General features: G+C 67.9%; 15 protein-coding genes and 1 riboswitch. Of the genes, 8 read left to right on the forward strand and 7 right to left on the reverse strand.

Annotated elements, in window-relative coordinates; genetic code table 11:
• Positions 1-102 precede the first annotated feature (102 nt).
• Genes RIF23_RS07805 through RIF23_RS07820 form a run of 4 tightly spaced genes read left to right on the forward strand, consistent with a single transcriptional unit; the run spans position 103 to position 2,780 of the window.
• The gene (locus RIF23_RS07805; protein WP_310911735.1) at positions 103-540 is read left to right on the forward strand and encodes a roadblock/LC7 domain-containing protein; all 438 of its coding nucleotides are present in this window, start codon (positions 103-105) and stop codon (positions 538-540) included.
• Positions 537-905: a DUF742 domain-containing protein gene (locus RIF23_RS07810; RefSeq protein ID WP_310911736.1), complete on the forward strand. Its 369-nt coding sequence runs from the start codon at positions 537-539 to the stop codon at positions 903-905. The genes RIF23_RS07805 and RIF23_RS07810 overlap by 4 nt, the downstream gene beginning before the upstream one ends.
• A complete protein-coding gene (locus RIF23_RS07815; RefSeq protein ID WP_310911737.1) occupies positions 886-1,506 on the forward strand; it encodes a GTP-binding protein in 621 nt (206 codons plus the stop codon). The genes RIF23_RS07810 and RIF23_RS07815 overlap by 20 nt, the downstream gene beginning before the upstream one ends.
• Entirely contained in the window at positions 1,503-2,780 is a 1,278-nt protein-coding gene (locus RIF23_RS07820; protein WP_407659421.1) for a cytochrome P450, read from the forward strand. Before RIF23_RS07815 ends, RIF23_RS07820 begins: the two co-directional genes overlap by 4 nt.
• Before the next feature lie 25 nt (positions 2,781-2,805).
• Here RIF23_RS07820 and RIF23_RS07825 read toward each other — a convergent pair whose 3' ends face one another.
• The gene (locus tag RIF23_RS07825; protein ID WP_310911738.1) at positions 2,806-4,026 is read right to left on the reverse strand and encodes a cytochrome P450; all 1,221 of its coding nucleotides are present in this window, start codon (positions 4,024-4,026) and stop codon (positions 2,806-2,808) included.
• A gap of 163 nt (positions 4,027-4,189) precedes the next feature.
• Here RIF23_RS07825 and RIF23_RS07830 point away from each other — a divergent pair, with 163 nt between their 5' ends.
• The 3 genes from RIF23_RS07830 to RIF23_RS07840 all read left to right on the forward strand — a co-directional run bounded on the left by RIF23_RS07830 (position 4,190) and on the right by RIF23_RS07840 (position 6,855).
• Positions 4,190-4,612, forward strand: a complete 423-nt coding sequence (locus RIF23_RS07830; protein ID WP_310911739.1) for a hypothetical protein — start codon at positions 4,190-4,192, stop codon at positions 4,610-4,612.
• Positions 4,613-4,827: 215 nt separating this feature from the next.
• Entirely contained in the window at positions 4,828-4,971 is a 144-nt protein-coding gene (locus tag RIF23_RS07835; RefSeq protein ID WP_310911740.1) for a hypothetical protein, read from the forward strand.
• 168 nt (positions 4,972-5,139) lie between these two features.
• Entirely contained in the window at positions 5,140-6,855 is a 1,716-nt protein-coding gene (locus tag RIF23_RS07840; RefSeq protein WP_310911741.1) for a DNA repair helicase XPB, read from the forward strand.
• Positions 6,856-6,906: 51 nt separating this feature from the next.
• On the opposite strand, the gene RIF23_RS07845 is transcribed toward RIF23_RS07840, so the two are convergent.
• The 3 genes from RIF23_RS07845 to RIF23_RS07855 all read right to left on the reverse strand — a co-directional run bounded on the left by RIF23_RS07845 (position 6,907) and on the right by RIF23_RS07855 (position 9,299).
• Positions 6,907-7,314, reverse strand: a complete 408-nt coding sequence (locus RIF23_RS07845) for a TIGR03667 family PPOX class F420-dependent oxidoreductase (protein WP_310911742.1) — start codon at positions 7,312-7,314, stop codon at positions 6,907-6,909.
• Positions 7,315-7,507: 193 nt separating this feature from the next.
• A complete protein-coding gene (locus RIF23_RS07850) occupies positions 7,508-7,693 on the reverse strand; it encodes a hypothetical protein (RefSeq protein WP_310911743.1) in 186 nt (61 codons plus the stop codon).
• A 295-nt stretch (positions 7,694-7,988) separates the two neighbouring features.
• Positions 7,989-9,299 (reverse strand): LURP-one-related/scramblase family protein, encoded by a 1,311-nt coding sequence (locus RIF23_RS07855; protein WP_310911744.1) that lies wholly within the window; start codon positions 9,297-9,299, stop codon positions 7,989-7,991.
• 219 nt (positions 9,300-9,518) lie between these two features.
• On the opposite strand from RIF23_RS07855, the gene RIF23_RS07860 reads away from it, so the two are divergent.
• On the forward strand, positions 9,519-10,448 hold the full coding sequence (locus RIF23_RS07860; RefSeq protein WP_310911745.1) for a TIGR00730 family Rossman fold protein: 930 nt from the start codon (positions 9,519-9,521) through the stop codon (positions 10,446-10,448).
• Positions 10,449-10,780: 332 nt separating this feature from the next.
• On the opposite strand, the gene groL is transcribed toward RIF23_RS07860, so the two are convergent.
• From groL to thrC, 3 genes are all read right to left on the reverse strand, one after another.
• Entirely contained in the window at positions 10,781-12,412 is a 1,632-nt protein-coding gene (groL, locus tag RIF23_RS07865) for a chaperonin GroEL (protein WP_310911746.1), read from the reverse strand.
• A 249-nt stretch (positions 12,413-12,661) separates the two neighbouring features.
• Positions 12,662-12,955 (reverse strand): MoaD/ThiS family protein, encoded by a 294-nt coding sequence (locus tag RIF23_RS07870; protein ID WP_310911747.1) that lies wholly within the window; start codon positions 12,953-12,955, stop codon positions 12,662-12,664.
• Between the two features lie 97 nt (positions 12,956-13,052).
• Positions 13,053-14,330, reverse strand: coding sequence for a threonine synthase (gene thrC / locus RIF23_RS07875; protein WP_310911748.1), 1,278 nt, complete (start codon positions 14,328-14,330; stop codon positions 13,053-13,055).
• Positions 14,331-14,346: 16 nt separating this feature from the next.
• Positions 14,347-14,497: riboswitch (SAM riboswitch) on the reverse strand.
• Positions 14,498-14,731 lie beyond the last annotated feature (234 nt).

Raw genomic sequence — 14,731 nt, forward strand, 5'->3', positions numbered from 1 at the left:
CCCTGATTCGACATCTCCCCGGCGAACCGCCCCGAAGCAGAGTAAGGAGGTAGGGAACGCAGTGTCGTCACCGCCGGACGGCCCCGTTCCCACACACCCCACATGAACACCACAGAACCGTTGCGCAGCGCCGACCGCAGTCTGGACTGGCTCCTGGAGAACCTGCGGGAGCGGACTCCCGGCCTGGAGCATGCCCTGGTGCTCTCCAACGACGGCCTCAAAATGTGCTTCACCTCCGACCTCAGCGTGGACAACGCGGACCAGCTCGCCGCCGTGTCGGCGGGGATCCAGAGCCTTGCCCTCAGTGCCTCCGTCGAATTCGGAGACGGCCAGGGCTCCGGACAGGCGATGGTCGAGTTCAGTGGGGGGATGCTGCTGGTGGTCGAGGCCGGGGCCGGTGCCCACCTGGCCGGGGTCGCAGCCCAGGACGCCGATGTCGGCATCGTCGCTCACAACATGAACGAGCTGGTGGAACAGATCGGGGGGCACCTGACCGCGGCCCCCCGGCAGAACACCGCCGCCGGTAGCGAGATGCCATGACCCAGCGTGACGTCGACAGTGAGGCACCGGATCGCCTCTTCCTGATCACTGGGGGGCGCCACCAGGCCCAGGACAATGAGATCGATCCGGTCGCACTCGTGGTCAGCGAATGCGAACCGAGTGCGAACATGCAGTCCGAACACGCCCAGATCCTGCGCATCTGCCGGCACCCCACGGCTGCCGTCGAGCTCTCCGCAGACCTCAACCTGCCGGTGAGCGTGACACGTCTCCTCCTGCGGGATCTCCTCGATCGTGGCGCCATCACCGTGCGGCACCCGCCGGTTGGCACCGCGAACGCCGGCCAGGCACCACACCCTGCCCCCGAGACACTGAAGCAGGTGCTCGATGCCCTCCAACGTCTCTGACCCGGCGGCGGACAGCCGCCCACCCCTGCTCGACACGGCCTCCCAGGGGCTGAAAATCGTGATCGTCGGCGGTTTCGGCGTCGGCAAGACCACCATGGTCGGATCTGTCAGCGAGATCCGACCGGTGCGCACCGAAGAGACCATGACCGAGGCGAGTGCCGGGATCGACGACGCGAGCCGGGTGCAGGACAAGGTCACCACCACGGCCGCCTTCGACTTCGGGCGGATCACCCTGGACGAACGCCAGGTGCTCTACCTGTTCGGTGCCCCGGGGCAGCAGCGCTTCTGGTTCCTGTGGGATCAGCTGTTCGTGGGCAGTCTCGGAGCGGTGGTCCTGGTGGATACCCGGAGGCTGGCCGACTCCTGGTATTCCATCGACCGGCTGGAGTACCACGGAACCCCGTTCGTGGTCGCGGTCAACCGCTTCGACGACGGTCCCGACCTGGACCAGGTCCGCGACGCGCTGGACCTCTCCGCGGGGGTTCCGCTCGTGGACTGTGACGCGCGACAACGTCAGTCCTGCACATCCGTACTGATCACGCTGATCAAGCACCTACAGGACCTGTACGCCCAGCCACCTGTTCCGGAGGGGATGTCGTGACCGATTCCGCCGCCGCACCGGCTCCAGCTCAGACGCCCACCCTCCAGTTGCCGCCGGGGTACCCGGAACACACCAACGCGACCCGGCTGTACGGCCCGCAGATCACCGGGGACACCAACGAGTTGTACACGCGGATCCGCCAGGAGCACGGTCCGGTGGCGCCAGTGCTGCTGGACGGGGACATCCCTGCCTGGTTCGTCCTCGGCTACCGCGAGATCCAACACGTCACGTCGAACTCGCAGCTGTTCGCTCGGGACTGCCGCCGGTGGAACCTGTGGGACCACATTCCCTCGGACTGGCCGCTGCTGCCCTATGTGGGCTGGACCCCCTCCGTGATGTTCGCCGAAGGTGAGGAACACCGCCGGCGGGCCGGGGCCCTCGGCGATGCCCTGGACGCGCTCGACCGTGCCGAGCTGGTGACGATCTGCAACGAGATCGCCGAAGAGCTGGTCGAGACCTTCGCCGAGGACGGCACGGCCGAGCTCATCTCTCAGTACGCGCACCAGATTCCGGCCTACGTCGTCGCGCGGATCTTCGGACTGCCCAAGTCGGACATTCCCCAGCTGGTGCGGGATGTTCTCGACTCCCTGGACACGGCCGAGGGGGCGGCCGCGGCGCACCAGCGGGTCCACGACCGTCTCCACCAGCTGGTCGCCGACCGACAACAACGCCGCCGCCGGGACGTCCCGTCCCGCCTGCTGGACCACCCCGCAGGCCTGACCTTCGACGAGATCGTGATCGATCTGCTGGTGGTCATGGCGGCGGCACAGGCCCCCACGGGCAACTGGATCGGCAATACTCTGCGCCTCATGTTCACCGACGACACGTTCTCCACGACGGTGCAGGGTGGACGCAGCAGCGCCACCGAGGCGCTGAACGAGGTGTTGTGGAAACAGACCCCCACCCAGAACTTCATCGGGCGATGGGCCACCCAGCGCTGTGAACTGGCCGGGCGGCGGATCCAGGCCGGTGACCTGCTGGTGCTGGGATTCGCAGCCGCCAACACCGATCCGCAGGTGCAGCCCGGCCAGCCCACCGGATCCGGGGAGAACCGGGCGCAGATGTCGTTCGGGGGTGGGGAGCACGGCTGCCCGTTCCCCGCCCCCGAGCTGGCCCGAATCATCGCGACCAGCGCGATCGAGGTCCTGTTGGATCACCTCCCGGACGTGGAACTCTCGGTGGCCGAGGACGAGCTCGAATGGCGCCCCTCGGTGTGGATGCGCGGCCTGTTCGAACTTCCGGTGCAGTTCACCCCGGCGCCTCCGACCACCTGAGAGTCCCGTTATCCCGCGGCCCGGGTCACTGCGTGGTGGGGGTGAACCGCACCTGGAGTTCGGCCGGGCCGCGGGTGAACACGCCCTGCTCCACCGGAGTGTGCCCCTCGGCCAGCCTCAGGTCGGCCATGGCGTCCAACAGCTGGTTCGTCGCCACCTCGACCTCGGTCACCGACAGCAGGGCGCCCACACAGAAATGCCGCCCCAGCGCGAAGGCCAGGTGGTCCGCGGCGGCGGTGAACGCCGTTGAGGTGTCGAGTTCGGGGCGGTGGATGTTGAAGGAATCCGGATCCGAGTACCGGTCACTGTCCCGGTTCGCTGCCCCGATCAGGCAGGTGACGGTACTGCCGGCCGGAACGACGCCGCCCCCGAGCTCCACGTCCTCGGCCGGTTGCCGCATGATCATGTGCACCGGTGGGCTGTAGCGCAGGGTCTCGGCGAAGGCGCGGGGGATCAGGCTGCGGTCGGCACGCACGTCAGCCAGCTGCTCGGGATGCTGGAGGAGGTTCGCGAACAGGCTGGCGATCGCCTTGTCCGTGGTTTCCCCTCCGGCAGTCAGCAGCAGGCTACAGAACGCCTTGATGTCCTCGTCGCTCATGTGTGTCCCGTCGATCTCGGCGAGGCACAGCCGCGACAGCAGGTCGTCCCCGGGATTCTCCCGACGTTCCCGGATGATGGGCAACATGTACTCGGCGAATTCGTCCCGGGTGCGCAGCCCGTCCGCGATCACGTCCTGGTCCTGGGTGAGGTTACCGAGGAATGCGATGATCGAGGTGTACCAGCGGTGGAACCGGTCATGGTCGCTGCGTTGCAGGCCCAGCATGTCCACAATGACGTTGATCGGGAACCGCGTGGCGAACTGGCTCACCAGGTCCGCCTCTCCCGCGGTCCGGAAGCCGTCCACCAGTTCCCGCGCGTTGCGTTCGATCACGGGAAGGAACCGCTGCTGGAGCTCACTGCCCCGAAAGGCGGGGGCGACCAGTGCCCTGCGCACCGCATGCTCCCGACCACCCATCTGAAGAATGGTGCGGCCGTGAACCGGCTCCAGCTGCCAGTCGTAGTTCGCCGTGGTGAACGTCTCCTGCTTGAAGGCCTTCTCCACATCCTCGTAGCGGGAAATGATGTAGGCCTGCGTCGCCTCGTGCCAGATGAGCGGAGCCTCGTTCCGCATCACCTGGTAAGCGGAGTACGGATCGGCGTTGAACTCGGCGGATAGGATGTCCGGCGCCTCTGGAGCTGTGGTCATCAGACTCCCTCAGGTCAAGATCAGTTAAAGCCTCAACCTAGCCCAAAGCACGGGATCTTCGCATCGGGGCTGAATACGCCACTAATCCGACGGGCGGGGCACGTCCGGGGCCAGGCTCGGTGCGTGTCGCCCCCTCGTCCGAACCCGCCCCGGAACCGCCCTGGTGCAGCACGCGTCCCAGCTTGGGCATCCCAATCCGGCCGGAAAGGCAGGCCAGGCCATGCACGACCCCTACGGTGGGCAGAGGTTCCCCGGACAGCAGCCGCCGTACGGCGGGTACACACCCCACCACCAGTCCCCCGGCCCGGGGGCCTCCCCCTACGGCGCGGCAGGCCCGGACAACCAGGTGAACGCGACGCCCACGCTGGTTCTGGGCATTCTGATGTCCCTGTGCTGTAACCAGATCTGCGGCATCATCGCGATCGTGTTTGCTGCGCTCGCCATGGGCAAACCAGACCAACCCACCGAACAAGCCCGTTTCGTCCGCTACGCGAACATCTCCATGCTTATCGGCATTGGTATGTGGGTGGTGATTCTCGTGGTATATCTACTCCTGGTGTTTCTGACAGTGGGACTCTCCTCCTGAACAGAGTGATCCTGGCTGACCGCCCCAGATCCCCCGACTCCACCGAGGTCTGTTCCCCCGTGGCGTATTCCGACGGCTTCCCCGGCTCGAGCGGCCCCCACAACCATCAGCCCGCTTCCCGGCCCCCAACCGGTGGCGGCAGCCCCGGCCTCGCCCTGGCGGGCTCCATTGGCGTCACCCTGTGTTGTTGCTTGATTCCGGGCATACTCGGAATCGTGTTCTCGGCCATAGCCATGTCCAAAGACGATGACCCCGTGGAACAGGAACGGTTCCTGGGCTATGCCCACACGAGCATCATCATCGGAGTTCTATTGGGGATTCCCGTCATGCTCCTCCTGTTCGCTGGATTCGATGGCTAGATGTCACCCCGGGCGGGTCCCGCGGCACTCCCCGGGTGACCCGACGCGGGGCAGGTAGTCTCGGCGGTGATCCCGGCCCGCGGGGCTGGCTGCGGCCGCGCCCGACGCCCGGCCGCGCGGCTCCAGGGCGGTCGGGCACCAGTCACCACCCGCGCCTGTGAGGTCCCCGTGTCCTGTCTCATCGTCCAGTCGGACAAGACCCTGCTGCTCGAGGCGGACCACGAGCGCGCCGCGGAGTGCCGCCGCGCCATCGCTCCCTTCGCGGAGCTGGAGCGCGCCCCCGAGCACGTGCATACCTACCGGATCACCCCGCTGGCGTTGTGGAATGCCCGCGCGGCGGGACACGATGCGGAACAGGTCATCGACGCTCTGATCACCTTCTCGCGGTTTCCCGTGCCCCACTCGCTGTTGGTGGACATCACCGAGACCATGGACCGCTACGGGCGGTTGCGTCTGGAGCAGCACCCCACACACGGCTTGGTCCTGCGATCGCTGGACCAAGCGGTGCTGGAGGAGGTCGTCCGCTCCCGCACCATCGCCCCGATGCTCGGGCAGCGGCTGTCCACAGCCCCGGGCCACAGCGACGAAGCAGGAAACGGGGCCGGTTCTGACGACAGCGACAGCGACAGCGACAGCGACACTGTGGTCGTCCACCCCAGCGAGCGTGGGAACCTGAAACAGGCCCTGTTGACCCTGGGCTGGCCAGCTGAGGACCTCGCCGGATACGTGGATGGCGAGGCGCACCCCATCGAGCTCGATACCAGGGACTGGGAGCTCCGGCCCTACCAACGGGCCGCGGCCGAGAGCAGCTACGCCGGCGGGTCGGGGGTGGTGGTGCTGCCCTGCGGCGCGGGGAAGACGGTGGTGGGAGCGGCCACGATGGCCCTGGCGAAATCCACAACGCTAATCCTGGTCACCAGCACCGTGGCGGTACACCAGTGGCGCGACGAGCTCCTCGCCCGCACCTCCCTCACGGAGGACGAGATCGGCGAGTACTCGGGGACGCGCAAGGAGATCCGGCCGGTCACCATCGCCACGTACCAGGTTCTCTCGGCCAAGCGCAACGGCAGTCACCCCCACCTGGAGCTGTTCGACGCCCGGGACTGGGGCCTGATCGTCTACGACGAGGTTCACCTCCTGCCAGCGCCGATCTTCCGCAGGACCGCGCAGCTCCAGGCACGGCGCAGGCTGGGCCTCACCGCCACCCTGATCCGGGAAGACGGCCGGGAAGGAGACGTCTTCTCCCTCATCGGGCCGAAACGGTACGACGTTCCGTGGCGGCAGATGGAAGAGGAGGGATGGATCGCTCCAGCCGACTGTGTGGAGGTCCGCACCGACCTCACGCAGTCGGAACGGCGCGCCTACGCCACCGCGGAACCACAGGACCGGTACCGGTTCTGCGCCGCCTCGGCCACCAAAACGCAGTTGGTGACCGAACTGGCCTCCCGGCACACCGCGGAACCGACCCTGGTCATCGGAACCTATCTGGACCAGCTGGAAGAGCTGGCCACAGCACTGGACGCACCGCTGGTCACCGGGGACACCACAGTACGGCGGCGGGAGCAGCTGTTCGCCGAGTTCCGCTCCGGCGCCATCCACACCCTCGTGGTGTCGAAGGTGGCGAACTTCTCGGTGGACCTGCCCCAAGCCCGGGTTGCAATTCAGGTCTCGGGATCCTTCGGTTCCCGCCAGGAGGAGGCGCAGCGCCTCGGCCGGCTGCTGCGTCCGAAGGAGAACGGACACACAGCCCGGTTCTACGCCGTCGTGGCGCGGGACACTCAGGACCAGGACTACGCGGCGCACCGGCAACGGTTCCTCGCCGAGCAGGGCTACGCCTACCGCATCGTCGATGCCACCGACGTGCTGGCCGGCCACGAGCTCTGAGACTCCGACCGGCTCCCTGCCCGCCCCAGGTCGGTGCCGGGTTCCCGGCCCTCAGTGTCCCCAGGAGCGCTCCGGCGCGATGCGCAGCCGCGCGGAGAAGGCCGCGTCGAACGAGTCCACGGTGTGGTCGATACCGGGATAGTCCTCGGCATACTTGTCCAGGTAGCCCGGGCATTCGGAGGGCGGAGGCGCGTCCAGCCACACCTCGGCCCGTCCGAACATCACGTCCACGTGCTCACCGTCGGTGTCGGTGTTGAAATGGAGCGCCGACCTCGGATTGACCTGAAGGTGCCGGATCTTGGCCGACTCGGGCGGCGCGTGGATCAGGAAGGCGGACTCGTCCCAGACGAACCACACGGGGCGGGATGTGGGCTGGCCCGTGGGTGACACAGTGACCAGCCAGATGACTCGTTCCAGGGCGATGTTGCGTTGCAGTAGTGGACCAGGCTCGAATGTCACACTGTGCTTATATCCACGACACACAGTAGCTAATCTCTGGCGCGGTTCCCGGAATGCGGGCGGGGCGCTGTGGGAGTGTTCGGGGCTCCGCTTCCCCGGGCCGAGGGGCAGCCCATCGCGAGGGAAACGCCAGCCCCAGACGGGGTCGAACCGTCGTTCCCACCATGCCCCGGACCGCGAACGAGGCGGGGCTTCAGATCGCCGGCAGCCCTCCCAGAACGAAGGTGAATGCGGCGATCAGCCATGCGAGCAGCGAGAAACCCAGGGTTCGGGCCCGCAGAGTGGGCCGGTCCCGAAGGCTGGGGGCGGTGAAGGCGACCACCATGAGCGTCAGTGCGAGCCCCGCGGGAATGAGCGAGGCCACCGCGAACAAGTGCATCTGTTGGACACAGCCCTGCGTTGGGAACTCGCCACAGAACACCCGCACGCTCCGTTTCCCGGTCCTGCCCAGTCCGGCCCGTGGCATCGGGGCAACGAGCATGCACCGCCCGCAACCCCGACCTAGCCTCCGCTCACCCCACGACGGCTCCCCCAGGATACCGGCTGCCCGGAACCCCCGCCCCGGTCAGACCCGCGGGCGACGACACCCCGACACCAACGCCGCACCCGACACTGCCCCGGCGTCCCGGCATCGAGCCGGCCCGGGGCGGGGGAACCAGCCCCGCCCGAAGGCCTCACCTCTTCCGGCCACCGCCACCGCGCCGTCCTCCGCCGCGCTTGCGGCCGCCGCCGCGGCGGGAACGGGAGCTGCTTCCGCCCCGGGAGCCACCACTGAGCAGGCCACCGAGCCCGCCCCGGCGAGACGAGCCCCGGGAACTCCCCTTGCTGCCGCCCGTACGGGAGCCCTTGCCTGCGCCCGAACGGCCACCGCCTCCGAGACCACCGGGGCTGAACAGCCCACCCCCTGCGGATCCCGAACGTGCTGCACTTCCCCGGCTCCGCGCCGAAGCCCCACCGGACTTGGCGCCGGACGACCCCGCACGGGAACCGCTGGCGGTGCCACGCGGGGACAAGCCTCCCGATTTCGCAGCCGAAGCACTGCCCCGGGAACCGGTCGTGCGCGAACGCCGCTCGACCGAGTCGTTGGCTCGGCGTGGCTCGGCGCTGGCTCGCCGGGCCACTCCCCCGCTCCGCGTGGCCGAGGACACGCGTTGGCCATCCGGCCTTGGCTCGCGGGGAACCACACGGCGCCCCACGGGGACGCTGCGGCGTGCCGGTCCGTAGGACCGCCGCGTGGGGTAACCGTATCCACGCCGGTAGTACCCGCGTGGCCGGGAGCGGGCGCGGCGGTAGAACCCTCCGTAGTAGAAACGGTCCCGACGCCATCCCGAACGCGGCCCCCAATAGCCGGACGTGCCGTAGTAGAAGGGGTCGCCCCGCCAGCGGCGGCGCGGACCGTAGTGGTAGAAGCTTTCGTCACGCTCGTGGAGCATCACGTCCACCGTGATCGCGGCTGCGACCACGAGGGTGCGCAGCGGCTCCTGGACCTGGTGGGCGAACTGGAGTGCGTAGCGGCTCTCCGTTCCCCACTCACCACTGAACAAACCGGTGTAGTGCTTGTTGATCCGCGCGACCTCGCGCCCGTCCGCACCGGTGATCCGAAAGTCGCAGCTGTTCCAGTTTCCCTCGATCTGGCCGAGGGTGCGGCCGTGCCCGTCCTGAAGCCAGAAGCGTGACCCCAGGAACGTAAGGTCCTGGACAATCGTGCCGACCGGCGTGCCGTCGTAACCGGACGTGACGTAGATATGGGGACGCCCCCACTGCCAGGGCTTGTCCAGAACCAGCAGCGGTTCACCATCCGGTGCGACAATGTGGAAACGGTGCGGCCGGTGGCGCCCGCTGCCGATGAAGTCGCCGGCCGGCGCGGCCTCACGCACATGGGCGACCGGCTGGCCGTGCGTGTCGAACACCTGGTAGTAGCTGTCCTGGAACAGTTGTCGGGGCTGTTCCACCATCAGCACGGGGGAGGCGTACAGGGGCACCATTGACGACGTCCAATCTCTCCCGGGGGTACAGGCCGTGGTTGGGGTGCTGTCGTGCAGAGATACGACGCTCGGGCACCGTGCCCGGTTCCCGCTACCGCAACGGAACGAGGCGGGGCACCGGCGCCAAGTATGCCCGGGAATCTCCCGGAGCGCCGCACTCACCCCTTCTGCGGCGGTATGGCGCCGGCGGGAAGCCAGCCACGCGTAGGATGAGACGCTATGTGGATCTGTGTTTTCTGTGGTTCCAGCACAGGATCGGGCGAACGGTACCTGGCTGCGGCACGCGAGCTGGGCCGGCTGCTGGCCGAACGAAACATCGGACTGGTCTACGGCGGCGCTCGGGTGGGCACGATGGGCGCGCTGGCCGACGCTGCCACGGAGGCCGGAGGAACGGTTGTGGGGGTCATCCCACAGCCGTTGGTCGAGCGCGAACTCGCCCACCCGGGGCTGAATGAGCTGCATGCCGTCACGGATATGCACGAACGCAAGGCCCTGATGGCCCGACAGGCGGACGCCTTCGTGGCACTGCCCGGCGGCGTGGGCACGCTTGAGGAAGTGTTCGAAGTATGGACCTGGGCACACCTGGGGCTGCACGAGAAGCCCCTGGCCCTGTTGGACGTCGACGGCTTCTACACGCACCTGCACCGCTTCGTCCAGCACATGGTCGACGAGAGTTTCCTGGCCGAGGCGTCCCGGGACCTGGTTACCATCGACCCCGCACCCGAGGTGGTGGTGACCGAGCTGGCCCGGAAGGCTCCCCTGGACGTGCTGGCGTGGGCCCACACACGTCAGGGACGGATGCTGGCGGCGCGCACCCGGGGCAGTGAATTGTTCTATCTCCCCGGCGGCAAACGAGAGACCGGAGAGAGTGACACGGCCGCGCTGGCCCGTGAAGTCAAGGAGGAAACCTCGGTGCTGCTGCACCCAGAGTCCGTCGCACCGCTCACCGTCGTGCACGCGCCCGCACACGGATACCCGTCGGGGACGCAGGTGCGGTTGGCCGCCTTCCAGGCACAGGGGGACGGTGAACCGGAAGCCCAGGCCGAAGTGGCCGAGCTGGCCTGGCTGAGCTATGCGGAACGGGAACGGTGCGCCCCCGGAGTGCAGCTGGTCATGGACGAGCTCCAGCAGCGCGGCTTGGTCGCCTAGGTCGGGGAATGCTGCCGGCACGGGGGTGGATGCGGCTGGGTGCACCCCCGCCGGAGTACGGACAAACCGCCCGCATCCCCGCGCCCGCTGGCCGTGGTGCGGGGGACCTCCCCGGGGCGCGACGCCGCCCCCGGCCAACATGCACCAGCGGACACGAGAAGCCCGTATCCGGGATGCGCAAGACACCGGCCCGCCCCGCACGCATCCCCAACGGCGCCGTCTCGGCCGCCGTCCCGGCTCGTGGTTTGGCCCGGGTTCCCCGCCTCGAACAGCGAAAAGGGCGGCCCCCAGCGGGGGACCGCCCTCGCGGCTCGGGTTCCGGCCGGGACTCCTTAGAAGTCCATGCCGCCCATGCCACCGCTCGGGTCGCCGCCGGCCGGCTTCTCCTTCTCCGGCTTCTCGGCGATGACCGACTCTGTGGTCAGGAACAGCCCAGCAATGGAGCTGGCGTTTTGCAGCGCGGACCGGGTCACCTTGGTCGGCTCGATGACGCCGTCCTTGGCGAGATCGGTGTACTCGCCGGTGGCGGCGTTCAGGCCGACGCCGGGCTCCAGGCCCTTCACCTTCGCTGCGACAACGCCGCCCTCGAGGCCGGCGTTCACGGCGATCTGCTTCAGCGGCTCCTCGACCGCACGCCGCACGATGTCGGCGCCGACCGCCTCGTCGCCCTCCAGGTCCAGCTTGTCGAAGCCGACCGTGGCGGCCTGCAACAGCGAAACACCACCACCGGGGAGGATGCCCTCCTCCACGGCCGCCTTCGCGTTGCGAACCGCGTCCTCGATCCGGTGCTTACGCTCCTTGAGCTCCACCTCGGTGGCGGCACCGGCCTTGATGACCGCGACACCGCCGGCGAGGCGGGCCAGACGCTCCTGGAGCTTCTCGCGGTCGTAGTCGGAGTCGGTGCGCTCCATCTCGCCGCGGATCTCGTTGACGCGGCCCTGGATCGTGGTGGCGTCGCCGGAGCCGTCCACGATGGTGGTCTCGTCCTTGGTGACAACCACCTTGCGGGCACGCCCGAGCATGTCCAGCTCGGTGTTCTCCAGCTTGAGCCCGACCTCCTCGGTGATGACCTGGCCGCCGGTCAGCACCGCGATGTCCTCCAGCTGGGCCTTGCGACGGTCCCCGAATCCGGGGGCCTTCACGGCCACGGACTTGAAGGTTCCGCGGATCTTGTTGACCACGAGGGTCTGTAGGGCCTGGCCCTCCAGGTCCTCCGCGATGACCATCAGCGGCTTGTTGGTCTGGAGCACCTTCTCGACGATCGGAAGGAACTCGTTGTTGTTGGAGATCTTGGAGTTGACGATGAGGATGTAGGGATCCTCGAGCTCCGTCTCCATGCGCTCCAGGTCGGTCGCGAAGTACGGCGACACGTACCCCTTGTCGAAGCGCATCCCCTCGGCGAGCTCCAGTTCCAGACCGAAGGTCTGGCCCTCCTCGACCGTGATGACGCCTTCCTTGCCGACCTTGTCCATCGCCTCGGCGATGATCTCACCGACCTGCTGGTCCCCGGCGGATACCGACGCGGTGGAGGCGATCTGCTCCTTGGACTCGATCTCCTTGGAGAGCTTGGCCAGCTCCTCGCTGAGGCGGGTCACCGCAGCCTCAATCCCCCGCTTCAGACCCACGGGGTTCGCGCCGGCGGCGACGTTGCGCAGCCCCTCGCGCACCATGGCCTGAGCCAGCACGGTGGCGGTGGTCGTGCCGTCACCGGCGACGTCATCGGTCTTCTTGGCGACCTCCTTGACGAGCTCGGCCCCGATCTTCTCGTAGGGGTCCTCGAGCTCGATCTCCTTGGCGATGGAGACGCCGTCGTTGGTAATGGTCGGGGCGCCCCACTTCTTCTCCAGGACCACGTTGCGGCCCTTGGGGCCGAGCGTGACCTTGACGGCGTCCGCGAGCTGGTTCATACCGCGCTCGAGGCCGCGCCGGGCTTCCTCGTCAAACGCGATGAGTTTGGCTGCCATAGACTGTCTGTCCTCCCGAGTACCGGGCTGATGCACGAAGGAACGAGCCGACGCCCGCGACGGACGACCCGACCTTCTCGGCACCCCTGCTGTCGAGAGTCGTGGCCTCGTCGCCTCGAACCTGACTAGCACTCATTACAACGGAGTGCTAACGCACTTATTTTTAGCACTCGACAGCGGGGAGTGCAAACATCCCGGCAGCGGGGTCGGCTGGACCGCTCCCCGGTCCAGCCGACGCCATATGCGTACCTACCCCACAAGTGGGCCGGCCCCACCCGCGACCGCGGGAATAATCGACACCTGGCTGCCGGCGGGAGTCGGTGTGTCCAAGCCCTGGGCGAACCGAACGTCCTCGTCTCCCACGTAGACGTTCACGAAGCGCCGCACCCTGCCGTCGTCATCCAGCACCCGAGACTCGATCCCGGGATAGTCGGACTCCAGGGTACGCAGCACATCCCGCAGGGTCTCACCACTGGCCGTGACGTCCGCGGCACCGTTGGTGTAGGTACGCAGGATGGTTGGCACGCGCACACTGACGCTCATGTTGTCTCCTCAACGATTGGGTGGCCGACCAGCCGGCCGGCCACGAACCACAGCGGGCCGGTCACGCAGACGAAGCGAGCCGCTCCGCCTGCGTGATTCAGCGCAGTCCCGCCTCGTGGAAGGATTCCAGCGAGGGGCGAATCGTGGCCGTGATTCCCGCCTCTGCCGCATTCAGGGTTTTGAGGCCGTCGCCGGTATTGAGGACGACCGTGGAGGCCTCGGGGTCGAGCTCACCCTGCGCCAGCAGCTGCCGCAGCACCCCGGTGGTGACGCCACCAGCGGTCTCGGCGAAGATCCCTTCGGTCCGCGCCAGCTGGGCGATGCCCGCAACCACCTCCGTGTCGTCGACGTGCGCGACACTGCCGCCCGTACGCCGGCACACGTCCAGCACGTAGGGCCCGTCCGCGGGATTCCCGATGGCGAGGGACTTGGCGATGGTGTCCGGCTTGACCGGCTGGACCACCTCGTGCCCCTCCTCCCAGGCGCGCGCAACCGGGGCGCACCCTGTGGCCTGGGCCCCGAAGATGCGGTAGGGACGGTCCTCGACCAGCCCCAGCCGGACCAGCTCCCGAAATCCCTTGTCGATCTTGGTGAGCTGGGATCCGGAGGCGATCGGAACAATGATCTGATCCGGCAGACGCCAGCCGAGCTGCTCCGCGATCTCGTAGGCCAGGGTCTTCGACCCCTCCGCGTAGTAGGGGCGGAGGTTCACGTTCACGAAACCCCATCCCTCACCGGCGGGGTCTCCCATGAGTTCGGAGCAGAAACGGTTCACGTCGTCGTAGGTGCCGTCGATCGCGACGACCTTCCCGCCGTAGATGGCGGCCATAACGACCTTGCCCTCTTCCAGCCCGGCCGGGATGAACACACAGGAACGCAACCCGGTGCGGGCCGCGGCGGCGCCCACGGCGCCAGCCAGGTTGCCCGTGGAGGAACACGACAGGGTGGTGAATCCCAGATTCCGGGCCGCCTCGACGGCCATGGCAACCACCCGGTCCTTGAAGGAATGGGTGGGGTTGGCGGAGTCGTCCTTGACATGCAGCTCGCGCACGCCCAGTTCGTTCGCCAGCCGGTCCGCGCGCACCAGGGGAGTGAATCCGGGATCCATGGTGGGGGTGCTGGCAACCGTGGCCGGGACGGGCAGAAGCGGCGCGTAGCGCCACAGGCTGGTGGGTCCGCGTTCAATCTGCTCTCGGGTGACGGCTCCGAACTCGTAGGCGATCTCGAGTGGGCCGAAACAGAAATCGCAGGCGAAGTAGGGGCCGAGTTCCCGGCGTTGACCGCATTCCCGACAGGACAGGGCGATCGCGGGCCCGAAGTCAGGGGCCGACGGAGTCGGAACGGTGGTGGAATACTCGGCGGCGACAGTCGACATAGGCGAGGCGTCTCTCCCCTCATCTGCCCTGGGAGCCACTCTGACTCCAGGCCGGAGTTGGCACCTGTTCCGGCCAGCCTCGCACCATCGCGAAACCGTTCTTTCCTGATGCCGGAATGGTTGCCGGGGCTTCGTCGGGCCGGTCCCTCCACCCCTCTGGATGAGCGCTATTCGGTTATGGTTGCGCCTTACTCTAACGGACTGCCCTCGGGTCACTCCATGCCGGGGCCCGAATCCCGGTCGCCGTGCCGCACGGCCGGCCGAGACACAAACCACAGCGGCGCTCCTGTCGGGATGGGGAAACACCATGGTGTAGTGATGTTCCCGACAGTCCGCGGCGCTGGGAAGGCAGGCGAAGATACGGTGAGTGCAACAGATCCGGTCGCCCACGTCAGCAACAC

Source organism: Lipingzhangella rawalii, assembly GCF_031628175.1.
GTDB lineage: Bacteria > Actinomycetota > Actinomycetes > Streptosporangiales > Streptosporangiaceae > Lipingzhangella_A > Lipingzhangella_A rawalii.